Source organism: Thermoanaerobacter mathranii subsp. mathranii str. A3 (assembly GCF_000092965.1).
Classification (GTDB): Bacteria; Bacillota; Thermoanaerobacteria; order Thermoanaerobacterales; family Thermoanaerobacteraceae; genus Thermoanaerobacter; species Thermoanaerobacter thermocopriae.
Window position 1 is genome coordinate 11013 of sequence record NC_014209.1, and the last position, 24572, is coordinate 35584.

The window sequence follows — 24572 nt, forward strand, 5'->3', positions numbered from 1 at the left end:
TAGATGAGCGAAGATAAAGTAATTCCAGTAGATATTGAAGATGAAATGAAAAAATCTTATATAGATTATGCAATGAGTGTAATTGTTGGAAGGGCATTGCCAGATGTAAGAGATGGTTTAAAACCAGTTCATAGAAGAATTCTTTATGCTATGAATGAGTTAGGATTAACTCCTGATAAGCCATATAAAAAAAGTGTTGCAGTTGTTGGTGAAGTTTTAGGGAAATATCATCCTCATGGTGATGCGGCTGTTTATGATACTTTAGTGAGACTAGCACAGGATTTTTCAATGAGAGAAACTTTGATAGATGGGCATGGAAACTTTGGAAGCATAGATGGAGACCCCCCAGCTGCCATGAGGTATACAGAAGCGAGGCTTTCAAAAATTGCCCTTGAAATGCTTACGGATATAAATAAAGAAACAGTAGATTTTGTGCCAAACTTTGACGAAACATTAAAAGAACCGGTAGTGCTTCCTTCAAGATTTCCTAATCTTTTAGTTAACGGGTCTCAAGGAATTGCCGTAGGTATGGCTACCAATATTCCTCCTCACAATTTAGGAGAGGTCATAGACGGAATTATCGCTTATATAGACAATCCTTATATTTCAGTAGATGAACTAATGAAATATATAAAAGGGCCTGACTTTCCTACAGGAGGAGTAATTTTAGGAAGAGACGGTATAAAAGAGACTTATGAGACAGGAAGAGGCAAAATTGTCGTTAGAGCAAAGGCAGAAATTGAAGAACACCACGGTAAGACGAGAATTGTAATTACTGAAATTCCTTATATGGTGCTTAAAGCTAAGTTAATTGAAAAAATTGCTGAGCTAGTTCGCGAAAAGCACATAGAAGGAATTTCTGATTTGAGAGATGAATCTGATAGAAATGGAATGAAAGTTGTAATAGAACTAAAAAAAGATGTCAATCCAAAGGTGATACTTAATAAACTTTACATGCACACGCAAATGCAGCAGACCTTTGGAGCTATAATGTTGGCTCTTGTAGACGGGGAGCCGAAGATATTAAACCTTAAGCAAATTATAGAAAAGTATGTAGATCATCAAGCGGATGTTGTAACGAGAAGGACTAAGTTTGACTTAAGAAAAGCGGAAGAAAGAGCACATATTTTAGAAGGGCTAAAAATTGCTCTTGACCATATTGATGAAGTTATAAACATAATAAGAAGTTCAAAGACAGAAGCAATTGCTAAGCAAAATTTAATGGACAAGTTTGGATTGAGCGAAAAACAAGCACAAGCGATAGTTGATATGAGATTAGGAAGACTGACGGGGCTTGAAAGGCAAAAAGTAGAAGATGAGCTTAAAGAGTTAATGGAAAAGATAAAAGAATTAAAAGGAATTTTGGCAGATGAAAGAAAAGTACTGGAAATAATTAAAAAAGAGCTTTTAGAAATAAAAGATAAATACGCTACTCCGAGAAAGACAAACATTGTGGCAAAAGAAGAAGAGCTAGATTTAGAGGATTTAGTTCAATTGGAAGATGTTGTAGTGACAATGACTCACTATGGATATATAAAGAGAATGCCTCTTGATACTTATAAGGCGCAAAAACGTGGGGGAAAGGGCATATTAGGTATATCAACAAGAGAAGATGACTTTGTACGGGATATTTTTATTACTACAACTCATGACAGATTGTTGTTCTTTACAAACAAAGGGAAGGTATATAGTTTAAGAACTATAGATATTCCTGAAACAGGAAGGCAGGCAAAAGGCACAGCTATTGTCAATCTCATACAGATAGGTCAAGGAGAAAAAGTCACAGCGGTTATTCCTCTTAAAAAGTCTCAAGATATTAAATATGTTGTTATGTGTACTAAAAAAGGCATAATAAAAAAGACTTCTATAGAAGAATTCAGGTCGATTAAAAGGAATGGTATAATAGCTATTACATTGGAGGAGAATGACGAGCTTATAAATACAAAATTGACAAATGGAGAAAGAGAAATAATTATAGGAACTGCTAAAGGCTATGCTATAAGGTTCAATGAAAAAGACATAAGGCCTATGGGAAGAGTGGCAAAGGGTGTAATAGCTATTTCCTTGAGAGAAGATGATGAAGTGGTAGAAATGGACCTTGTTCACCCGGGTAGCGAAATTTTGGTAGTTACAGAAAAAGGATTTGGAAAAAGAACTGATTTAGAGGAATACAGGCTTCAAACAAGAGCGGGAAAAGGAATAATTGCAATAAGACTTAGTGAAAAAACCGGTAAATTAGTATCTATAAGGTCGGTAAATCCGGAAGATGAGTTTATGATAATTTCTGCAAATGGAATTCTTATAAGAATGAAGGTGTCTGAAATATCTAAGATGCACAGAGACACGAGAGGTGTAACTCTTATGAAGCTGGATGATGGTGACAGGGTTGTTTCTACTGCAAGAATAGAAAATGAAGAGTAAATTGAAGCCCTCAGTTTTGAGGGCTTATCTAAGTTGAATGAAAAATATTTTGTGTATTTTTAGATTAATATTTCATACTTTTTCTTGGCAAAGATTAAAAATATAAACCACACGAAGAAAGAAGTTTCTAAAAATATTACTTTTAACAAAAATATTAACAAAAAGAAACAATTGAGAAGTTTCATTAGCGAAAACAATATTCAACTATCCCAGATCTTTATGCATCATTAAAAGAGAAAAAACTTCTTCTATTAACTTGTTGCAGTCGATAACTTCGTTTATATCCATCTTCAGATAAAACAAGAGTATACAGGCCTTTGGTATAAGAGGTTTATTCTTGGTTTATGGGTACTTGCCGAGGGCGTCATTTATGATATGTTTGATGAAAGCAAACATATTATTACGGAAATACCGGAATGCGAAAGATATTGGGTAGCTGTTGACTACGGTACGAATAATCCAACGGTGTTTTTATTGCAAGGGAAAAAGGGTAATACTTATTATAATTTGAAAGAATATTTATTACGACAGTAGCAAAGGAGGGCGACAAAAAACAGACGCTGAATATTCACGAGACTTGAAAGAGTTTATCGGTGACAAACATATAACAAACATAGTAGTTGATCCGTCGGCAGCGAGCTTTATAGCTCAGCTTCGCAAAGACGGATTTTTTAATGTTAGAAAAGCAGATAACGAAGTGCTTGACGGTATTAGGTATGTATCAACATTGCTTAGCAACAACAGATATTTCATTCATGAAAGCTGCAAGAATTTGATAAAAGAAAAAGCTTCTTATGTTTGGGATACAAAAGCACAACAAAAAGGAGAAGATAAGTCACTCAAACAAAATGACCATGCAAGTGATGCCGAACGTTATGGTTTATATACAATGAGGCATAGTATGAAGGTCATAGATAAACCAGTGGGCTGGTAATTATCCGAAATTTTCGTTTCGTATAATAAGGTGATGATGGTATGATAACGGATTTGAGTTTTTTTGATATTGGTGCAAAATGGCCTCCAGATAGCGAAATGGAAAGACTACAGCGTTATGACCAAAACAGAAAGCTCTTTGAAGGTAGGCATGAACTTGTATTTAAAGATTGGATTAGGTTGCTTAGAGATGACAAAAAAGCAACGCTAGAGATTATTTTAAATTGGCCTAAACGTTTATCGACGTTATGGGCAGATTTGTTATTAGGAGAACCACCTAGAATAACAGCAGGAGAAACAGGAAGTAAAGAGCAAGAACAGTTAGATAAAATTATCAAAAATAATAACTTTTTAAACACGGCTTACGAAGTAGCAATAGATTTAAGTAGATATGGCGATGGCATATTTAAAACAAGATATGATAAAAGAGCAATTATAGAAGCAGTTCCACCATCGCTTTGGTTTCTTGTTGTGACTGCAGACAACATCAAAGATGTGCAAGCTCATGTAATAGCATGGACGTTTGATATTGCGACACCAACGTTATTGAGCAAAGACAAAAAGACAACTTATCTTAGACTTGAAATACACGAAAGAGGTAAAATCACAAATAAACTTTTTGAATTGCAAGATGAAATTATAAAAAACGAAATTGATATAAAAACTTTTTACCCGGATTTAGAACCGGAAATATATACGGGAATTGATGATTTCTTAGTGGTACCAGTGCATAATATGCAGACAAGCGACAGAATATACGGCTTGGATGACTACAGCGACCTTGATAGTATAATTCAAGAGATAGAAGTCAGAATTGCACAGATAAGTAGAATCCTTGATAAGCACGCTGACCCTAACATGTATGGGCCTGCTACAGCACTTGAACAAAACGAGCTCGGTGAGTGGGTTGTCAGAGGAGGAGGAAAATATTTTCCTGTAGAACAAGGCGAACAACCACCGGGTTATGTGGTGTGGGATGGGAAGCTTGATGCTGCATTTAGAGAAATAGACCTGTTAATGGAGCAATTTTATGCGCTATCAGAGACATCAGCAGCAGCTTTTGGGCAACTTAAACAGGGTTTAGCAGAAAGCGGAAGTGCATTGAGAAGGTTAATGATGGCACCTTTAGCAAAAGTAAACCGAATACGCATGAGGTTTGACCCTGCTATAAAGAAAATTTTACGGCTTGCAAGTAAATTAGATGCTTTATATGGCAATGGGATAGAACTAGAGACAATTAATATAGCTTGGAACGACGGATTACCAGATGATGAAAAAGAGCAGGCAGAAATCTATTCAATGCTTGTTCAAAACGGGCTTATAAGCAGAGAAACAGCTTTAAAACATTTATTTGAATTTGATGCAGAGACTTTAAAACAAGAACTAGCGAAGATAGCGGTTGAGACAGCACAAGAGGCTCCAGCATTATTTACAACAACATTACAAACACAACAGAATCAGCAACAACAAAGTGAGTGATAGATAATGCCTAACTTTGACGAAGAAAAACTCATACAAAGCCTTGTCGAACTCTATCGGCAGGGTTTCTTGAATATTCTTAAAGTAATATTGGAAAAAGAAGCAAAGAAACAAGATACAATTTATTTCAAAGATATTCTCAAACAAATAATGCAGATATTAGAACAGTTAGATAATAATGCTGCAAAATGGATAGAGGAAAATGTTCCAAAGATATATCAGCAGAACTATATTGCAGTGATGGCTTTTATTCAACAGTTAAAAGGTGAGGCAATACAAAATCCGAGTTTTAGCCAGTTGCATCAGAGAGCAGTGGATGTGTTAGCGCAAAATCTTTATGATAATCTTAGAGATGCAACTCAGTTTGTGGGACGTAAATTTGATGATTATTTTAGAAAAGCAAGTTTAGAAGCAGCAGGTAAAAAGTATGTCAGTGGTGAAACATGGCAGCAGATGAAAAAAGATTTGATGGAGAGGCTATTGAGCAAGGGTTTAACAGGCTTTAAAGACAGACTAGGTAGAGAATGGAGGCTTGATAGTTATGCTGAAATGGTTGCAAGGACATTGACAAGAGAAGCGGCGACAGTAGCGACAATCAACGCTTGCAAGGAATTCGATATTGATTTAGTGAGGATTTCTACGCATTATCCAACATGTCATTTATGTGCACCAATTCAGGGTAAAGTATACAGCCTTTCAGGTAAAGATGGGAGATATCCAAAGTACGGAGAAGATGGTGTAGTTATTCCCCGTCATCCAAACTGTAGACATGTACTAATGCCATATGTGCGAGAACTTGACCCTAATGCTGAAGAAACAGAAAAGTATAGTAATACATCGTTAACTGAGGATCCAAGAAGTGAGAAAGAAAAGGAAGCATATAAAGAAGCACAGGAAAAACGGAAACAGCAATTTTACAATAAAGTGAAAAGAGAATATCTTAAAAACATAGTGTAAAATTATCGTAGGATTTTTTGAGTAAAAAAAAACAAGAGACAACCCCTGTGATAAAATAGATTATGGAAAACAAAACAACACAGAAAGGGGTGTCTCTTGTGAACAAACATATCTTTGAAGATATTATACTACAAAATGCTCTAAATTTCACTAGAGAAGTGATAGAAATTTTTAGTGATTTATTAAACAAAGGAATGAATATTACAGAGCTTGCAGCAAGGATAAAGGAACTAACGGACAAACTAGGTAGAGAGGCAATAGAAGCAATTATTGAAGAGTTAGATAAGATAATAAAAGAAGACAAGAGAAGGAAAGAAAAATGGGTAGTAGAGAGGAAAGATAAAAAGAGATTAACCACAATCCTTGGGGATATAGAATATGAGAGGACATATTACAAATCCAGAGAGGATGGAAGATATACATATTTGGTGGATGATGCATTAGAGATAGGGCGGCACGATAGGATAGAAAAAGGTGTAAAAATAAAGTTAGTAGAGAACGCAATAGAAGAATCATATGAAAGAAGCAGTAAAAAAGCATGTCCAGAGGAGTTAAGTAAACAGACAGTATTAAACGCAATAAGGGAAATAGGAGAAGTAGAAGTAAAGAGAGAAATAAAAGAGAAGAAAGAAGTAAGGGTATTATACATAGAAGCAGATGAAGACCATGTGCCTTTGCAAGATGGCAGCAATGAAACACCGCGATTGATATACATACATGAAGGTAAAGAAGAGAGAAATGGTAGAGATGTACTGAGAAATGTGCATTACAAGGCATACGTAGGAGAGAAAGCAGAAGACATATGGATAGATGTAGCAAATTACATAGAAGAAAACTACAAAGAAGAGAAGATAGAGAAGATATACATAGCAGGAGATGGAGCACCGTGGATAAAAGAGGGATTAGAGTGGATAGCAAAATCAAGGTTTGTGTTAGACAGATATCATTTAAACAAATACGTATTAAAAGCCACATCAAAAGAGCCAAAATACAGGGAAAAGATATGGAGAGCAATAAATGAAGGAGATAAAGAAGGAGTGAAGAAGATATTTGATGAACTAATAAAGGCAGCAGAGGAAGAGAGGGAGAAAGAGAAGATAAAAGAAGCAAGGAAATACATACTAAACAATTGGGAAGGGATAGAGATATACAACAAAGACAAAGATGTAATAGGGTGCAGTGCAGAAGGGCATATAAGCCATGTATTTTCAGTAAGACTAAGCAGGAATCCATTGGGATGGAGTAGAGAAGGATTAAAGTTAATGGCGAAATTAAGGGTATTCAGCAAGAATGGAGGAGACTTAAGAGAAGTAGAATGGGGTAAGAGAAAGAATATAAATGAAGGAAGTTACAAATTAACGAAGAAGCAAATAAAAGAGGCGGTAAGAAGAATTAAAACGTCTACAAATGAAAAGATAAATAATATTACGGTTTTGAATATAGGGAAAGTAACGCCAATATACAGGATTTTAAGAGCAATAAAATATGCACAAGTCATATAAAAAACATGATAAGACGAAGCCCTGAATTAAGTAAGTTACAGGGGTTGTCTTAAAAAAATCCTACAGTATCTTGACACTATCTCTTAAAAATAAAAAGTTGTATGATGAGCAAGCAAGAGTTATAATAGAAAATGAAAAAGATTATTCAGTTTTAATTAAAAAGTTGGCTGAGCTAAGGCAAATTGAGTGGGATAACACGCATTGGCTTATTAAAAAGGAGCTAATATTAGAGGCAAGAAAAGAAAAGGAGTTGTATCGTGAAAAATATCACGTTGCAAAACATGGGTATACATTTGATGAGACGATACCAAGAAATCAAAAAGAAATTACAGAAGAACATATAACAAAATATAAAAAATTCTTGTTGCAAACCAAGAAAAATGCTGATGAGATATACACATTTAGAGACCCACAGCGTGGAGATATTTGCTGGGCATTTGTAAAATATGAAAAACGCAAGGTGAATTTAGCTTTGTTTAATGAGCATATGAATAGGGATGCAAGTGGTTGGGCATTCGAGGATAAAGAAGATTGGGCAAAGTATTTGGAAAAACAGCCATATATCCGAATTTTGTGAGGTGAGAATATGGGAATACTTGAACAAGCTAAAATGGAAGCTGAAAGTCTTGATATTTTTGAAGAGGAAGAACCTGATTATTTTGCGGTAAGTTATTTATTGAACATCCTTGATATTCTTCAAGAAAAACAGCTAATCGAGACACCCGAAGGCAAAGAATTACAAAAAAAAGTTTTAAAATATGCTGATAAACTTGCGCCTTTTGTAAAAGGCCCACCAAATGGTGAAACAGGTTGGTGGTGGCATATGGATAAAGTTGCAAAAGGCGAGTTAAAACCCCAAATTTAACCACCTAACCGAGCAAGGTTGAGGTGGTATTTTTATGCCTTCTTGTAAGGAGGTGAGTACCAAGTGTCTGAGAAGGTTTCTAATAAGCCATGGAGCAATTTTAGTGAGAGTGACTATGATAAAGAACAATGGTGGGAAGCATGTCTAATACACCTTGTGCCAAAAAGCGAATATACAAGCAAGGAACAGTGCAAACTGCCAGTCCGTGAACCAGATGGTACTTTAAATAGAAATGGCATACACGCAGCAGCTGCAGCTTTGGCAGGTGCACGTGGCGGTGTAGATGCACCAATGGAAGAAAAACGCAAAGCAGCTAAAAAGCTTGTTAGCTTATACCGCAATGTTCTAAACGAAGAACCCCCTGAAAGCATACTCAAACTTGCGGGAATGAAGCCAAACCAAAGCGAGTAGGCACTCAACAAAGAGTGTTTTTATTATGCCTTGAGAAAGTAGGAAAACAATGGAAATATGGTATAATATGGAAATAATTAAAAACAATAGGTACTGAAGTGTATATCGATGGCATGAAAGTACGTGGATTGCTCAGAGTAGAGTTTTATGATGCTTGGGATGAATTCCCTTACGTTGATATTAAGCTTGTTCCTACCACCATTAATGCAGAAAAAGAAAAGGCAGAGGAGAAAGAGATTAAGTTTTGTATTAATGGGCAGAGCATAGCACAATGTTCTACAGAAGCACTTGATAAGTAAAGGAGTGAGGAAACTTTATATCCCTTATAGTTCAGATAAAACATGTAACTGTAAATAATAAAATAAGAATGTACGAAAAGTGGAAAATAAAAATGTACAGATTTGTACATAAATTTGGTATCCTTCTGTTTGTATGAGGGATACCAAAAATGAAAAATCTATTAGGTCAAATTAGTATATTTAAGGCTATATGGAGATAAAACCTAATTTTTCAGAATTAGCAAGAGAATATGGAGTAGATAGGAGAACTGTTAAAAAGTATTATGAAGGATATGAAGGTAAGCCAAAAACAAGAAATAAACAAAGTAAATTAGATAAATACTATGATGAAATAAAAGCAAGTGGTCATCCACGATTTGAAACTCCTGCGGGAAAACAGGCCCAGGTAGATTGGAAGGAAGACATAAAATTAGTTTCGAGATATGGAGAAGAATTCGTTGTTAATGTTAATGTATTTAACTATAAACTTGGATATTCAAGATATTGCTACTTTGAATATAGGAAAGCAAAAACTCAACAAGATGTAGTTGAATGCTTGATAAACGCATTTAAAGCTACAGGAGGTGTTCCGGAGGAAATACTTTTTGACAATATGAAAACAGTAGTTGATATAACAAACGAGGGGAGGAAGATAAATAATAAAATAAAAGCATTTGCAAATGATTTTGGCTTTAAGATACGCTTATGTAAACCAAGGCACTCATATACCAAAGGAAAGGTGGAATCATCTAATAAATTTATTGATTGGTTACTGCCATACAATGGTGAATTTGAAAATGAAGAAGATTTAATAAAGATAATCGATGAAATAAACAAAAAAGTTAATCAATCCACAAATCAATCAACAGGGATACAAACGATAATATTATTCCAAAAAGAGAAGGAGTATCTATCTCCGCTACCAAGTAATGATATCATAGAAAGTTATATGAACTTCGAGCAAAAAGCAACTGTCCATAAAGATTCTATGATATATTACAAGGGGAGTAGATACTCAGTCCCTCCAAAATATATAAACAAAACTGTAACTCTTAAAACAGTAGAAAATGAGTTACATATATATTTTAACACAGATTTGATATCTGTCCATATATTAAGTGTGATAAAAAAGGTAAACTATCATGAATCTCATTATAGAGAATTAATGGAAAATCTCATCAAAAATAGAGAAGATATTGAACAAATATGTACAAATAATCTTAATGAATTAGATAAATTATTGCATAGGTAAGTGAAAATGTGAGTAACTATATTAAGCTATTAAACAATTTAGAAGAACTTGGATTAAATAACATAAAAAATAATAATATAGATACGTACTTAAACCTGATTAAATCAGGAGAAAAAAGTGTTATAGATGCTCTATATGAACTAAGCAATTTAGAAATAAAATCAAAACAAGAAAAAGCAATACTTGCATGTGTTAAAGTAGCAAACTTCCCTTTTTTAAAAGAACTTGATGATTTTGATTTTGAATTTCAACCAAGCATAAACAAACAAGAAATTCTTGATTTAAAAAGCTTAAGATTTGTAGAAAATAACGAAAATATATTGTTTGTAGGAACCCCTGGGGTAGGCAAGACACATCTTGCCACCGCCATAGGGATAGAATGTGCTAAGCACAGATATTCTACCTATTCATTCATTTTCAAGAATTAATGTCTCAATTAAAAAAGGCATTAGCAGAAAACCGTTTAGAGATCCGATTAAAACATTTTTCAAAGTATAAAGTGTTAATAATAGACGAAGTAGGATATTTACCAATAGACACAGATGCTTCAAATATATTTTTTCAGCTAATATCTAAAAGGTATGAAAAGCATAGTACTATTATTACAACTAATATGCCCTTTTCTAATTGGGCAGAAGTATTTGGATCAGCAACATTAGCCAATGCAATATTGGATAGATTACTTCATCATTCGCATGTTATATCAATAAAAGGGCCTTCATATAGATTAAAGTCAAAAGTTGAATATTTTAACAGTTCTTCGAATGCATCTTAGTACATTTTTTGTACAAAATTATATTCCACTTTTTGTACAAAAATATATTGACTTTTACAGTAACAGACACAACTTATATACGTTATCAATTTAAATTTATATCCCTCATAGTTCAGATAAAACCTGCTATTGCTAATGAGCTTATTCTGAGGCTTTATGCAGATTTACATCCCTCATAGTTCAGATAAAACCATTTAACACCTCCTCAACAATCAAACCATAATTTCATTTACATCCCTCATAGTTCAGATAAAACCAAATCTATTCTATCAGAAGGTATAAGATCCTCAGTATTTACATCCCTCATAGTTCAGATAAAACGTAGATAATGTGTATAACTTTTATCCAATTTATGATATTTACATCCCTCATAGTTCAGATAAAACTATGATTATTAATGTTCTTCCTAACAGTCCTTTTGATATTTACATCCCTCATAGTTCAGATAAAACAAACTGGTACTGCCCCAACTGAAAGCACGATGACACATTTACATCCCTCATAGTTCAGATAAAACAAGTTTTAAAAAGGATTTTGATTTTTTAAAAAATAGAATTTACATCCCTCATAGTTCAGATAAAACTCATAATCTACCTTCATTTGCACCGCTTGCTCGTCTTCTATTTACATCCCTCATAGTTCAGATAAAACTCAATAACGATAGACATAAAAGGAGTTAGAGAAACGTATTTACATCCCTCATAGTTCAGATAAAACAACATCAAAAAAACTTGCTAATCTTTGTAATATTTCATTTACATCCCTCATAGTTCAGGTAAAACTTGCCATCACCGCTGGAGCTTCTGCCTCCCACGTAATTTACATCCCTCATAGTTCAGATAAAACCCTATTTAAACTTTCATCAGCTCTTATAGCAACACCACATTTACATCCCTCATAGTTCAGATAAAACACCGGTTGCATCGGATACAAGAGCTTTCTGTTCCTCATTTACATCCCTCATAGTTCAGATAAAACCTAACAGTGTAAAATTCCTTGAATCAGCAGTAAAAGATTTACATCCCTCATAGTTCAGATAAAACTTGTAGTAGATTTGCAATTATGTTTAATATGCCTTGTCCATTTACATCCCTCATAGTTCAGATAAAACTACTAAAGTTAGCAAATCAACACATAACAACAAAAAGATTTACATCCCTCATAGTTCAGATAAAACGAGCTTCTGAAGGGTATTTATTAGCATCACTCTTCTTATTTACATCCCTCATAGTTCAGATAAAACTTAAAAATGTCTGCTAATTTTTGTAATGTTTCGTAGTCATTTACATCCCTCATAGTTCAGATAAAACATCATAGTGTTTACGATAAATATGCTCCTGTTGTTGGAATTTACATCCCTCATAGTTCAGATAAAACTCCGAGCTAAGTCACAAGGTTACAATACGCTATCGGAATTTACATCCCTCATAGTTCAGATAAAACATCTTGTGTTCTTTCCTTTCCCCTAACAGTTTCGAAATTTACATCCCTCATAGTTCAGATAAAACAGCTGCGGATGCAGCCGGAGACGAATTCCTCAACTCATTTACATCCCTCATAGTTCAGATAAAACGCTTAATACCACAAAAGGGACTATCTCTAATTACGAAACATTTACATCCCTCATAGTTCAGATAAAACTGTTACAGCTGCGGCTGGAGTGCTTGTGAATAAGAAAATTTACATCCCTCATAGTTCAGATAAAACACATCTGTTAGCAGTAAATGAAGACCTTAAAAAAGATTTACATCCCTCATAGTTCAGATAAAACAAGCCCTACGGTATCCGTTTCAAATTCAACAATGCGATTTACATCCCTCATAGTTCAGATAAAACGCAGTATTTACGCTTGCTGTGGTAGGTGCCGTAATTATTTACATCCCTCATAGTTCAGATAAAACCGTGTTAGGGCAGCCAGTAGACGAGCAACGCTGTTTGATTTACATCCCTCATAGTTCAGATAAAACTTTCTTCATACTCATTTAAAAACAATTGTGCTTGCTTATTTACATCCCTCATAGTTCAGATAAAACTTATTGGACAGTATATAAAGCAAAAAATGTTATTAAATTTACATCCCTCATAGTTCAGATAAAACGTCGAAAAACTAACAAGAGCACTTAACAAAATCAAAGATTTACATCCCTCATAGTTCAGATAAAACTCGTAACAGCCCGTCTGCTTTTTGTGTCGCCAATGTCATTTACATCCCTCATAGTTCAGATAAAACTTAGATATGTTGCTACGCTGTTTGGCAGTATATCATAATTTACATCCCTCATAGTTCAGATAAAACTTTTGCAGGGATACTTAAAAATCGAACTTGAACCTAATTTACATCCCTCATAGTTCAGATAAAACTAACCTTGTCGTTTTTAATGTCCTGCAGTTTGTCTTTATTTACATCCCTCATAGTTCAGATAAAACCATGTTCTCCTTGCTCTGCTAATTGGTCTGCAAGCATTTACATCCCTCATAGTTCAGATAAAACTTAAAACCTCTTCTTTTCTTTTTTGTTGATAATATTCATTTACATCCCTCATAGTTCAGATAAAACGCCTCAACAACAACACGAAAATATCCTTTTCTTATTATTTACATCCCTCATAGTTCAGATAAAACTCCTTTAAACCTGTGTATTGCATAAGTATAAACCTTTCCTGATTTACATCCCTCATAGTTCAGATAAAACAGTAGAAGAATTAGAAGACCATCCATTAGTGAGTTTGCATTTACATCCCTCATAGTTCAGATAAAACTTTTCCAGTTCTTCTATAACCTTACTTTCTACAAATCATTTACATCCCTCATAGTTCAGATAAAACTGTTATTTCCTGTCCGCCGATTATCATTTTTCTTGCCAATTTACATCCCTCATAGTTCAGATAAAACTCTTGATTTTTTAAGTCTTCAAGGACTTTCACATATTATTTACATCCCTCATAGTTCAGATAAAACTTAAAGATAGAGAAAATAGCTGAAATAACCGTGTAGGCATTTACATCCCTCATAGTTCAGATAAAACATGAAGTATACTGTTTTATCTTCTTTTGCTAAGTCGTATTTACATCCCTCATAGTTCAGATAAAACCATCATGCCACCTCCGAAAAGCCGATTTCGTTTTTATTTACATCCCTCATAGTTCAGATAAAACCACCACGAGCTATATATGCCGCAGCTGCTGCTGTACAATTTACATCCCTCATAGTTCAGATAAAACTCATGCGGGTGTATACTTAGAGTAGAATTTGAAAGATTTACATCCCTCATAGTTCAGATAAAACCTGGAAAGGTCTGGGTATCCCGCTTCGCAGAGCCTCATTTACATCCCTCATAGTTCAGATAAAACTTAAGCAATTTTACAAAAATGTAAAATTCTTGCTTGATTTACATCCCTCATAGTTCAGATAAAACCTGCGACTGTCACGGACGTTACATCTGAATATGTGAATTTACATCCCTCATAGTTCAGATAAAACTCAGCGATAACAGTATTGTTTGTCGTACATTTCTTTATTTACATCCCTCATAGTTCAGATAAAACTAAAACATCTATAGATACATTAAAAAGAGCCGTATCATTTACATCCCTCATAGTTCAGATAAAACATTTCTTTTGGACTCATCGAAAGCGGGCCTCATAAAATTTACATCCCTCATAGTTCAGATAAAACAAATCCTTTTTAGCTTCTATAGAAAATTGGGGTTCTATTTACATCCCTCATAGTTCAGATAAAACCCACTTTAATAACAGAACTATTAAATTCAGATATCATCTACAATTATACTAAATTCAAAATTATTTGCAACAAGGATGATTTGCAGCGAAGGGGTGGTCTGGATTTAGCATTTTTTGTTAAATAGCTTCTTTTTTTAGTTATGTCAAGGCCTTGCTGTTGTATACCCTATGGCGAAGTTCGCTGCAAAATTGATTATATTGTCATAATTACAATATTATGGAGTCATAATTTTTTTCTTGCCCTAATACCTTTTTGTTGCAGACAATTTTAAACTCCATTTCATAAAAATATACTGAATCCTCATCTCTTTTTATTACTGAAAGCAATTCTCGTTTGCATTTCTCAAGTTTCCCAAATGTGATTTCACCTTCGAATACAGAGTTTTGTACCCATGTAAAGTATTTTTTTAGAATCTTTCTTACTTTGTTTACTCTCTTTTCGTTGATGTCGTATGTGACTATTACAAATATTCTCAATCACTCCTTTAGGCAAAAATTCATCATCAAGGAATATTTGTCGTGTTCGCGTGAGCTAATGTCCCATAGAAACAATGCTTACCACCACGATATTAACCTTTCATAAAACATTTATCGAGCTGTACTCCTCAACACTTATAACCAGTGAGGCATAATAGATTTTATTGGCTACTTCTCAATCAAATTACCACCATGCTTTGAGTGGTGAATAAACCTGATCGCCTATAAAATGCTTTATCAACTTGTAACACTCAAGTCTTATAAAGCTCTTGTATGAGACATTTCTGTTTAGCTGTCTGTGGCGAACCGTAGTCTCAAGCTTGTTTTGGAGTTCTTTGAGGAATATCTTTCTTCCTTCGTGGTTCAAGTAACAATAATTCAAATCCTCATCAAAATGCTCAAGAGTAAGTTTACTATTGTTTAAAAGCTTGAATATCACTGTATCAACAATTAACGGTTTGAAAATTTCAGAGATGTCAAGGCTCAGTGAAAATCTTTTTTCACTTGGTTCATGCAAAAAACTTATTGTTGGGTCAAGTTGAGTTTGATAAATTTGAGACAAAGTGTGACTATAAATTAAGCTATTTCCGAATGAAATCAAGGCATTGATAGGATTTGTGGGTGGTCTTTTTTCTCTTTTTTCCATTACAAAATCTTCTGGCAAGAACCAATTAAACGACTGATAATATATATTGCGAATCCTTCCCTCAAGCCCCATCAGTTCTGCAATGCTTGATATATTGAACCTACCTTTTTCCCACTCATCTTCAATTGCAATCAAAAAAGCCTCAGCTTCTTTTCTTTCTCTCAAATTTCGCATCATGTGGTAAACTGCCGACTCAACAAAACAATATGCCAAAAATAGCCTCTTTTCTCTATCAAGATAATGAAGAGCTTGTCTTACAACAACATCTCCAGATACATTTTTCTTGCGTGGTAAGAAACTTCCGGCATAAAAGCCATAATAGTTGTAAAAATGAAGAACAATGCCGTACTGAGAGATATAATTTAGGGCTTTGGTGTTCAAGTCTACCTCTCCAAAGATATGAATTTGCTCAACATTTTCAATGTCAATAGACCTTTTTTCCACTTCAGTCTCAAAGTATAAGGTGTTTTCGTGTCTTCTGAGTCTTCCATTGGAAGTAAGGTACAAGCTCTTTTGCATATCATTTACCCCCAGCAAAACTCATAATATGCGCAGGACTTGCAAATCTTTTGTTTTTGTACAGGTGGTGGAATGGGTTTTGTTGTAATTTCTTCTATCTCTTTTAAGGCCTGCTTTACCTTTTCTTCATACTCAGGGGTCAGCTCCAGCACTTCTTTTCTTTTTTCTTTCGGATAATTGATTATTCCTTGTTTTTGAATTCCCTTTTGTTTGAGATAGTAAAGATAGTACATAACCTGCATTATATCAGCTTCTTTCATTTTACTGCTGTATTTTACTTCTCTGATGCTGCCGTCTGATAAAATATCAATCATGATAAGATTGTCAATCAGGACTTCCTTTGCGTTCTCTTTCGGATACGAATACTCATGCAACACTTTGCCCAAAAGCACTTTGTCGGACGTATTTTCAAAAGTTATGTTCTTGCTAAATAGCCAGAGTTTTCTTTTGCACACATATAGATAGTTTATTTTTATGCCTTGGAATCTTACATCTGAAATCTCTTGAATGTCTTCCATTTTGCTTTCACTCGCTTTTTTACCATATGTCAGATTGTTCTAATTCTTTTGGTGGTATCAACCCTAATTGGTCATCATATTCGCAATCAAGTATATAGAGCCCTAAGTCTTTGTCATAACAACTTGCTCCGCCTCTCGCAAAAAAATATGCCGGAGCTGTAACTGTATATTTTTTGATTGAGGAAATTAATTTCAATTTTTCAATAGATTTTGTAGACTTTGAATTTATTTTTTTAAGAGCTTCATTTATTTCTTCGATATTTTTATCGAATATTTCCCTCGGTATGCCAGAAATTGTAACAACATCTCTAAAAATCTTTTGTGCTTCAATTTTTCTATCTGCTCTGAAGCCAAGTTCTAAAAGTTCATATGCCTTTTTGAATTTACTTATAAAATTTGTACTTGAGAGTGCATCAATATCGTATACATATTCATTTAGTTCTTTCTTGTCATATTCTGTAATTTTATTTCCATCAAATTTTTTCAAAAATGCTTCTGTCCTATCGACAATCTCTTTCTGATAAACTTTTCCGACTCCACTTGGGTCTTTGGTCAAAATGATAACATTCGGACGCAATTCATTATACGTTCTTTTCCTGTATACCCTTCCCATTCGCTGAAGTAGCGAATCTGCCGATGCAAGTTCTGTAAATAAAATATCATAATCTATGTCAAGTGAAGCTTCTACAAGCTGAGTTGATATTATGATACCGTTTTTTCTCTTATCTGAGATAACAATTTGCTCTTTTTGCCTCTTTTGTCCCTCTAAAAACCTTGAATGTAAAAGTTCAACAGGAATCTCTTCAAACTTTTTCAAATTTTCCTTTATAACTTGGTAAACTTCCTGTGATCTTTTTACAGTATTGCATATGACAAGCACATTCTTTTGTTTTGCATGTTCAATTATTTCAGCTACGCAGTCTAAAATTGAAAGCTCTTTGATTGAAATAATATGAGAATACCTCCTTTTCAGGTCTTCATCTGAATATGCTTGCACATACTCAGCATAATCTCCAAGGTATTTTAGAATAAGCGGATTAATTGTTGCGCTCATTAAACAAAACTTGCCATTCAAATTTATGATCTCTTCTAAAGTCTTTATTATAATTGCCAAAGATTCGGGAGAGTAACTCTGTGGTTCATCTATTATGATTTTTGAGTACAAAAACAATGAATAAATTTTTTCAAAGCCCGGCCACTTCAAAGCAGATGTGAAAATCTGGTCTCCTGTTGTAACAATTATTGGAAGGCTCAAATTCTTAGCAAGATCAACGCTATCAAACAAAGCTTCTAATTCTTGATTTCCGCGCTCCAAATCCATATGTTTTTCAAGTAGATATATCATACTATCAGAATGTAAAATCCCAACTTTATCCTCTCCAAAGACCTTTGCTAATCTTTCATACATTGCATTGATAGAAACACGAATTGGAAGAGTGTAAATGAGTTTACTTTTGAATGCCCAGTTTAGCCCAAACTCTGTTTTTCCACTGCCAGTCGGAGCAAACAAAACTACGCTTTTTTCAGAAAGTTCTATCGCCTTTTTCTGGAAGTTTTTAAATCCAGTAAAACTTCCCTTTCTCTTTAAATAAACTTCAACCTTTTCAGGGAAATCATTAATCTTTGCCTCTTCTGCATTGATTCCTGCAGAACTTGAATGGTCAAGCCTGTGCAAAAGCCCTTTCAACAATATTCTAAAAACCACTTTTTTGTCCGAAAGGTCATATGAATCTTTCAGCATCAATTCTCTTAATTGATTAATTACTCTATACGTGTAATTTGAACTTTCCACCATTTTATATCTGTCAGGAACAGAAGGAAGTAACTCCAATAGAGGTTTCAACGTTTGATTTTCTATATACTTTGAAACATCCTCACAAATGTATTTATTGAAATATTGAAAATCAACATCAAAATCTCTGTCATGCGAAAACGCAATTGTGAAAAGTAAATTTTGGAAATCCTCATAGGTTATATTACCTTTTTCAATTTCATCTTCTAAGTCGACAAAAGCTGTAGATAGAAAGTTATGAGGCACCTCTTTGGACAAGCCCTTAACCTGAGGCACCTCATGCACTTTTGTTCTCTCCCTTATTTTTTGCTGGAATTTCGAATTTGCCTTGCCTAAATCGTGATATATTATCGCTAATTTTAGGAGATATTTGAGCTTTTGATAGTCTATTTGTAGCTTTTTACAACCTTCTCCAATTTCTTCCTCATATTCTTCAAACAGTTTTTCCATGTTATTTAACAAATCCACCGTGTGTTGGTATATGGTTTGATATTCACTTCCTTTGTCACCTTTAAATCTCTTTGCATAAAGTTCTATATCCTTATAACTTTCAATTTTCATACTCCTCATCACCTATTAAATCAATGATTATGTTCTCATCATCTACCATAACCTCTTTGTCAACCATTGCCATAGGATTTAACTGCTCTAATGTTTCAATAAAAACTATATCTTTTTTGTCAGTAAATATCCTCAAACCATCTTTTGTCTTTTCATATCTATTGTTGAGCCTGAACCTGATTCCATCAATCATAAGTGTCTCAGCAGTTGAGCTTTTCAAATACATCCCTATCTCTGGAGGTCTTTTCTTTATATATTTTCTGTACTCTACTTTTCTTGGCTCAAAGAGTTTTATCTCGTCTATCCTCATCAAATCCTCTTTTCGGCCCAAACCCCAGTAAGAGTCAAAGATATTTTTATATATTTTTTCCAAAACATCCCTTTCAGCATTTACATGAATACACAGCTGCACATCAACAAGGTTTGTCACATATATAATGCCATTCACTACTCTTGCAGAAACCTCATTTACAACAGGAGCATTGTCATTTTCTCCCCTTAGTCTATCAAACTTTATTATCCTTTGAATATCATAAACAACAGAGTTGAATTTGCCACAGATGGACACTGCCATTTTGTAATATTTTCCCTCTCTTGCACCTAAAATATTGTGAAGCCATCCCTTCACGGTAGATGGCGGTGGTAGCGGATAAGAGTCTACTATTCCATAAGAAAATGGTTTCCTGAAGTTTGCAAAAGGCTGATAAATCTTAATTTTTAAAAGGCTATTGAGCATCTTTAAACTGTCCCTTCTTCGTAATATTTTCTTGCTCTCTCTTTCAAATTCTCAAAGAAGTAATCAATTGTGCCACTTGAAGCTGGGAGAAGTTTTTTGAGCTCTTCTTCATTTACAAAAAAGCCTTCTAATATTCCCAATAGAGTGTAATCAAAGACCTTTTTGCCATTTGGTAGGGTCAGCTCACATGTGCTATGAAGAAGCCTTGGATCAATTGCATAGGCTGAATCTTCTTTTATAAGTCTAATTCTATTTAAGAAAAATGGATTTTTTATTGGATAAAGACCACCTATTGCAAAAAGCGGGCTTAAATTTTCCCTTCTTCCCTTGATTTCTCTGCTCAAAAACTTTATTGCATCAAATGAGCTATAAAGCCTCTTAAGTTTTTCACCAGCTGATATCTCTTCAACCACTTCTCCTTTTTCATTAAAATCTTTGCCCAGTCTGTCTAAGTCAATTGCCACTGTATAGGTATATAAGGATTTGTGCTGTTCAAGCTGATATGGATTTGGATTAGTATTTGCTCTTTTTGCTAAATTTAAGTTTGTAGCAAATTCTACGTCGTTTTTGTACTCTTCCAAAGACACGGCTGGAGTAATTTTTACAACTGCTGTTCGTGTTTGCGCATTTTGACGTTGCCCTGAAGTTTTCATGTAACCAAACAAGTCTATCTCTGGATACTCAGCAATTGTTGCTTCTTTTTTAAATTGAACTACCTGTTCATCACCTGTCACTGGAGTTTCCTTCATACCTGCGTTCTCTACCATAAATCTGTATTTTTCAAATCTTAAAGCTTGCCTTGACATGTAAGTGTATACTTTATTTTCTCTTGTAAGTTTTTTAAGCTCGGAGATGTTCCCTAAGCTCTCTCCATAGTTTAAGCTCATTGCCTCAAATACGACTGTAATTGTAATCCCTGCATTTTTATTCATTACCAACAACCTCCTCACTATTTTCTACTTTTTCATCTTTTTCGCTTCCAAGCAGCCCATTTACAAAGCTGTACCCCAGCGCACAAAAATTGTCTCTGTCATTTATACACGACACAAACAAAGCAGGAACTTCCATGTTATAGCTCATATAGGTTCTAATAATCAGATTCATAAATGTATTTACGTCGCCAATTCTGAGTGCCGAAATAAGTCTGTAAGCAAGACTGGTTATTTTGTTTTCAGCTTTTGAAGACAAGAACTTTTTCTTTAGCTCCTGGCCAAAGAAGTACATTTTCCACAACCACTTTTCATCCATTAATTCTCCACCTCTTTTTATACTTTTTAAGTATTTATACGTAAGGATGTTATACATTTGGAGTCTATAAGGAGAAAGATTTGTATTTATTTTGGAATTTGGTTTTTGGGAACTCAAATATTCCCCTTCTAAGAATGATAAAAATTGAAAACTCAGTGTATTATTCATAAATTTTTGCATAAATTCGCTGAAAGGATAAATATTATTATCTTTGAACTTTATAAAGCTTCCTGCAATCTTTTTAAAGATATCAAAATTTGAATTTATAAATTCTGCCTTCTGTTTTGTAATACTAAAACCATAAAGCTTTGGTGTTACAGAAGAAGTTAAATCTATTTCGATGAACATAATATTGGCTAATCTAAACTTACTTTCTTCTTTTAATTTCAATAACAAATAATCATTGATAAAATTCAAAATTCCTTTTTCCTTTAATATGTTTTCTTCCCTTGACATCATCTCCATAAACAGCTTATTTGTTTGATAAAGCTCCAACACAGAGGTATTTCTATCTACAAAATAAAACTTTTTGGTTTGTCCTATTCTAAATTCGGTCAATCCTGCAAATATGCAAAAGTATATCAATTCACAAATCTCACAAATGGGCAGCTGCGGCTTGAAATTCCAGAAAAAATTCTTGTTATCTTTATTAGCACCCAGAAAGCTTACAAGTCCAGTGTCTAATAAAGCATCTTTTTTAGCAGGTCTTAACCCACAAAATATACAATCATGATTTTTGTCTTGTCTATTCGTTTGGTTAACTATTGGTCCTTCAAAATCATCAAAAAATTTCTTTTTTAATTCTCCTTTAAAATTTCTATTTAGAAAACTTCTGTCACCACATATTGAACTTGCATTTTTAAGATAAGTTTTAACATTGTCTTCGATTAACCCTTGTTTATTTGCATTCAATAAATCAGTTATTTGAGATACATATTGTTCAGCGTCAGTCTTATTAAAATTTCTTGGCAACGTTAGCTTACGGCTATCTACCAATTGCTTTAACTTGGAAAATCCTTCTACTCTCTTTTTAAAGTTGCTTACTTCTTGTTTTAAATTCTTATCAAAATCATTATTTTCTAATCTTTGCAATAATTTATTCCCCAAATCAATTAACTCATCTGTTCTGGGATACCTCTGATAAGCTTTTTTGAAAAACTTGTCAGAAAAACCTTGTAAACTATTTCTGTCAAACTCTATATAGTTTGGTCCAATTGTTATAATATTTTGAGAAGTTATATCTTTTCCATCCAGCATAATATCAATAAATCCAATAATCCCTGCATTATAAGCCCAATCACCTAAATATACCCTTTCTTTCATAGCCTAATATACTCCTTTTTATTTTTGGTTATTTCGCTACCTCTATAAACCCGAAGCCCTGACCTCGTCTGAAGCCAATTCCATTTTGATAAATTTCTTTGAGGTCTTCGGGGGTTCCTGATAGTTCAAATAAGCCGATGAAGCCTGTGAGATACATATAATTTTTATTGGTATTTTCAACAAATTCAGAAATTCTGTGCTTGATAACCGTTTTTTGAACATTTATTGGCTTGAAAATAATCTTCTTTTGCAAACCTCTATTTTGCCCACGCAAACTACGAATATTTCTTATTTCAAAATCAATAACCTCATTAAACACATCTTCAAACCCATCCTCATAAGGCAAAACTGGTATCTTTTTGCTTTCTCCTTTCTTCTCAATTAAGATAGGTGAAAAAGTTTTGAATGCCATTACTCTATTAAATTGCTCTGGCTCTTTTACTAAATACATCCGCTTTAGTTTAATTTTGCAATTGTCAGTTAGATTGTATGGGTAAAGATGATTATTAATTAGGCTATTATACATGTTAACAAGAAATTCATAATCAGAAGTTGAAAGGTTCAAAACTATGTCGCCCCTGAACATAACCTTATCGTCAGCAAAATTCATGTTAGGAAGATTCACGGCAAACACAAACGGCTTTTGCCATTTGTTCTTTTTGTCTTTCCACCAATAAAGTTTTTTAAAATATTCCTGATTATATTCCGATAGGGCATTTTTTAAAAAGCTCATAAAAAGCGTTCGATAATAGATAGGAAGTTCAAAGATTTCTGTCTTAGGATTTGCTATTTCAAATATAAATTTTGCTCTCAAGTAAATTCCTCCTTTAAAAATAAACTTTGTATAAATTGACATTCTTTATTATATTTCTACATTAGTTACAAAAATCCTTCTTCCGGTTCATAAAAATTTTCTTACTTATTTGTCGAAAATTCCAAAGATGATTCTTTATGGTTTTAAATTTGTAGCTGTTAAATACTCCTCTATAGTAAAGAACCTTTTTTAAATGCTCTTTCATATTGTTTTGGCCAGTCTTCCCTTGAAGTGTAGGTATGCAGAACCCAATAGGGATTTCTTAAAAGTTCTCTTCCTAGTGCAACTAAATCTGCCCTTTTATTTGAAAGAATTTCTTCTGCAAGCTCTTGTGTTGTTATTAATCCTACTGCAGAAGTTTTTATATTACAGCGTTTTTTAATTGTTTCAGCATATTTAACTTGATATCCGGGATATAGGTTTATATCAGCACTTAAAAGTCCTCCACTGCTTACATCAATTAAATCAACTTTGTCTTTTATCATGTTGATGTAGTCTACCATCATATCTATATTTATTCCGCCTTCAATGTAATCATCTGCAGATACGCGCACAAAAATAGGTTTGGTTTGGGGCCAATTTTTTCTAACTTCTTCTATCACTTCAATTAAAAATCTTGCCCTATTTTCAATGCTACCACCGTATTCATCTTTTCGCTTATTTGAAAGAGGAGAAAGAAATTCGTGGATTAAATAGCCATGAGCTGCATGTATTTCAACCACATCATATCCTGCTAGGTGAGCCCTTCTGGCAGCTTCTCCAAAAGCTTTGACTATAGATTTTATCTCCTCAATGGATAATTCTCTTGGAAGTTTGTAGTTGTCTCCTGCTTTAATAGGGGAAGGACCTACAACATCTTCATAAAGTATATCACATTTTCTTCCTGCATGAGCAAGCTGTATTCCCACCGCAGCGCCATTTGCTTTGCATATGTCTACAATTTTTTTTAATTCTTTAGCTTGCTCATCATTCCATATTCCAAGGTCACGGTCAGTTATTCTTCCTCTACTCTCAACAGCTGTGGCTTCTTGCATAATAAGTCCTACTCCACCAATAGCCCTTGTGGCATAATGAACTATGTGCCAGTCGTTTGGTATTCCCTCTGTAGAAGCTGTATACATACACATGGGAGACATCATGATTCTATTTTTTATTGTAATGTCCTTTATCTTTAAAGGTGTATGTAAAATACTCATAAACATTCTCCTTTCTTGAGTTTTCTAATTTTAATCATAATACATAACTTTTCAAAAACCAAATTTGAAAAGTCTGTGTCAAGATTTTGCAAGTATTACCTACTGAAATTTTACCCAGACATTTAAAAA

General features: G+C 33.9%; 18 protein-coding genes, 2 pseudogenes and 1 CRISPR repeat array. Of the genes and pseudogenes, 11 read left to right on the plus strand and 9 right to left on the minus strand.

Features of this window, described 5'->3' with window-relative positions; translation table 11 throughout:
• Nucleotides 1–3 precede the first annotated feature (3 nt).
• The 11 genes and pseudogenes from gyrA (at nucleotide 4) to istB (ending at nucleotide 10873) form a co-directional block, all read left to right on the plus strand.
• On the plus strand, nucleotides 4–2421 hold the full coding sequence (gene gyrA, locus TMATH_RS00050; RefSeq protein ID WP_013149485.1) for a DNA gyrase subunit A: 2418 nt from the start codon (nucleotides 4–6) through the stop codon (nucleotides 2419–2421).
• Nucleotides 2422–2998: 577 nt separating this feature from the next.
• The gene (locus TMATH_RS11425; protein WP_049766004.1) at nucleotides 2999–3355 is read left to right on the plus strand and encodes a terminase large subunit domain-containing protein; all 357 of its coding nucleotides are present in this window, start codon (nucleotides 2999–3001) and stop codon (nucleotides 3353–3355) included.
• A 41-nt stretch (nucleotides 3356–3396) separates the two neighbouring features.
• Nucleotides 3397–4833 (plus strand): phage portal protein, encoded by a 1437-nt coding sequence (locus TMATH_RS00060; RefSeq protein ID WP_013149486.1) that lies wholly within the window; start codon nucleotides 3397–3399, stop codon nucleotides 4831–4833.
• Nucleotides 4834–4839: 6 nt separating this feature from the next.
• On the plus strand, nucleotides 4840–5790 hold the full coding sequence (locus tag TMATH_RS00065; protein WP_013149487.1) for a phage minor capsid protein: 951 nt from the start codon (nucleotides 4840–4842) through the stop codon (nucleotides 5788–5790).
• Between the two features lie 98 nt (nucleotides 5791–5888).
• Nucleotides 5889–7292, plus strand: a complete 1404-nt coding sequence (locus tag TMATH_RS00070; protein ID WP_041591617.1) for an ISLre2 family transposase — start codon at nucleotides 5889–5891, stop codon at nucleotides 7290–7292.
• 97 nt (nucleotides 7293–7389) lie between these two features.
• Nucleotides 7390–7869, plus strand: a complete 480-nt coding sequence (locus TMATH_RS00075) for a hypothetical protein (protein ID WP_157629574.1) — start codon at nucleotides 7390–7392, stop codon at nucleotides 7867–7869.
• 9 nt (nucleotides 7870–7878) lie between these two features.
• Nucleotides 7879–8157 carry a hypothetical protein gene (locus TMATH_RS00080; RefSeq protein WP_013149490.1) on the plus strand — a complete coding sequence of 93 codons (279 nt, stop codon included), beginning with the start codon at nucleotides 7879–7881 and terminating at the stop codon, nucleotides 8155–8157.
• A 63-nt stretch (nucleotides 8158–8220) separates the two neighbouring features.
• Nucleotides 8221–8568, plus strand: a complete 348-nt coding sequence (locus tag TMATH_RS00085) for a hypothetical protein (RefSeq protein ID WP_013149491.1) — start codon at nucleotides 8221–8223, stop codon at nucleotides 8566–8568.
• A gap of 113 nt (nucleotides 8569–8681) precedes the next feature.
• Nucleotides 8682–8867, plus strand: coding sequence for a hypothetical protein (locus tag TMATH_RS00090; RefSeq protein ID WP_041591618.1), 186 nt, complete (start codon nucleotides 8682–8684; stop codon nucleotides 8865–8867).
• Between the two features lie 149 nt (nucleotides 8868–9016).
• Nucleotides 9017–10098, plus strand: a pseudogene (gene istA, locus TMATH_RS00095) (IS21 family transposase).
• A gap of 8 nt (nucleotides 10099–10106) precedes the next feature.
• Nucleotides 10107–10873, plus strand: a pseudogene (istB, locus tag TMATH_RS00100) (IS21-like element helper ATPase IstB).
• Between the two features lie 94 nt (nucleotides 10874–10967).
• A CRISPR array of direct repeats spans nucleotides 10968–14613; the repeat unit is 29 nt; unit sequence ATTTACATCCCTCATAGTTCAGATAAAAC.
• A gap of 207 nt (nucleotides 14614–14820) precedes the next feature.
• Here the strand turns inward: istB and cas2 are convergent.
• The 9 genes from cas2 to namA form a co-directional block, all read right to left on the minus strand.
• Nucleotides 14821–15090 (minus strand): CRISPR-associated endonuclease Cas2, encoded by a 270-nt coding sequence (cas2, locus tag TMATH_RS00105; protein ID WP_013149494.1) that lies wholly within the window; start codon nucleotides 15088–15090, stop codon nucleotides 14821–14823.
• Between the two features lie 184 nt (nucleotides 15091–15274).
• A complete protein-coding gene (gene cas1b / locus TMATH_RS00110) occupies nucleotides 15275–16255 on the minus strand; it encodes a type I-B CRISPR-associated endonuclease Cas1b (protein ID WP_013149495.1) in 981 nt (326 codons plus the stop codon).
• A 5-nt stretch (nucleotides 16256–16260) separates the two neighbouring features.
• Nucleotides 16261–16773, minus strand: coding sequence for a CRISPR-associated protein Cas4 (cas4, locus tag TMATH_RS00115; RefSeq protein WP_013149496.1), 513 nt, complete (start codon nucleotides 16771–16773; stop codon nucleotides 16261–16263).
• Between the two features lie 19 nt (nucleotides 16774–16792).
• A complete protein-coding gene (locus TMATH_RS00120; protein WP_013149497.1) occupies nucleotides 16793–19126 on the minus strand; it encodes a CRISPR-associated helicase/endonuclease Cas3 in 2334 nt (777 codons plus the stop codon).
• The gene (gene cas5b, locus TMATH_RS00125; protein ID WP_013149498.1) at nucleotides 19116–19862 is read right to left on the minus strand and encodes a type I-B CRISPR-associated protein Cas5b; all 747 of its coding nucleotides are present in this window, start codon (nucleotides 19860–19862) and stop codon (nucleotides 19116–19118) included. The genes TMATH_RS00120 and cas5b overlap by 11 nt, the downstream gene beginning before the upstream one ends.
• 2 nt (nucleotides 19863–19864) lie before the next feature.
• On the minus strand, nucleotides 19865–20794 hold the full coding sequence (gene cas7i / locus TMATH_RS00130) for a type I-B CRISPR-associated protein Cas7/Cst2/DevR (RefSeq protein WP_013149499.1): 930 nt from the start codon (nucleotides 20792–20794) through the stop codon (nucleotides 19865–19867).
• Nucleotides 20787–22433, minus strand: a complete 1647-nt coding sequence (cas8a1, locus tag TMATH_RS00135) for a type I-B CRISPR-associated protein Cas8b1/Cst1 (protein ID WP_013149500.1) — start codon at nucleotides 22431–22433, stop codon at nucleotides 20787–20789. The genes cas7i and cas8a1 overlap by 8 nt, the downstream gene beginning before the upstream one ends.
• 28 nt (nucleotides 22434–22461) lie before the next feature.
• Nucleotides 22462–23247 (minus strand): CRISPR-associated endoribonuclease Cas6, encoded by a 786-nt coding sequence (gene cas6 / locus TMATH_RS00140; RefSeq protein WP_013149501.1) that lies wholly within the window; start codon nucleotides 23245–23247, stop codon nucleotides 22462–22464.
• A 170-nt stretch (nucleotides 23248–23417) separates the two neighbouring features.
• A complete protein-coding gene (gene namA / locus TMATH_RS00145) occupies nucleotides 23418–24443 on the minus strand; it encodes an NADPH dehydrogenase NamA (RefSeq protein ID WP_013149502.1) in 1026 nt (341 codons plus the stop codon).
• Nucleotides 24444–24572: the final 129 nt, after the last annotated feature.

Coding starts and splice junctions, on each gene's coding strand:
- gyrA (WP_013149485.1), top strand. CDS start 4: ATGAGCGAAGATAAAGTAATTCCAGTAGATATTGAAGATGAAATGAAA.
- TMATH_RS00060 (WP_013149486.1), top strand. CDS start 3,397: ATGATAACGGATTTGAGTTTTTTTGATATTGGTGCAAAATGGCCTCCA.
- TMATH_RS00065 (WP_013149487.1), top strand. CDS start 4,840: ATGCCTAACTTTGACGAAGAAAAACTCATACAAAGCCTTGTCGAACTC.
- TMATH_RS00080 (WP_013149490.1), top strand. CDS start 7,879: ATGGGAATACTTGAACAAGCTAAAATGGAAGCTGAAAGTCTTGATATT.
- TMATH_RS00090 (WP_041591618.1), top strand. CDS start 8,682: ATGAAAGTACGTGGATTGCTCAGAGTAGAGTTTTATGATGCTTGGGAT.
- cas1b (WP_013149495.1), bottom strand. CDS start 16,255: ATGCAAAAGAGCTTGTACCTTACTTCCAATGGAAGACTCAGAAGACAC.
- cas4 (WP_013149496.1), bottom strand. CDS start 16,773: ATGGAAGACATTCAAGAGATTTCAGATGTAAGATTCCAAGGCATAAAA.
- TMATH_RS00120 (WP_013149497.1), bottom strand. CDS start 19,126: ATGAAAATTGAAAGTTATAAGGATATAGAACTTTATGCAAAGAGATTT.
- cas5b (WP_013149498.1), bottom strand. CDS start 19,862: ATGCTCAATAGCCTTTTAAAAATTAAGATTTATCAGCCTTTTGCAAAC.
- cas7i (WP_013149499.1), bottom strand. CDS start 20,794: ATGAATAAAAATGCAGGGATTACAATTACAGTCGTATTTGAGGCAATG.
- cas8a1 (WP_013149500.1), bottom strand. CDS start 22,433: ATGAAAGAAAGGGTATATTTAGGTGATTGGGCTTATAATGCAGGGATT.
- namA (WP_013149502.1), bottom strand. CDS start 24,443: ATGAGTATTTTACATACACCTTTAAAGATAAAGGACATTACAATAAAA.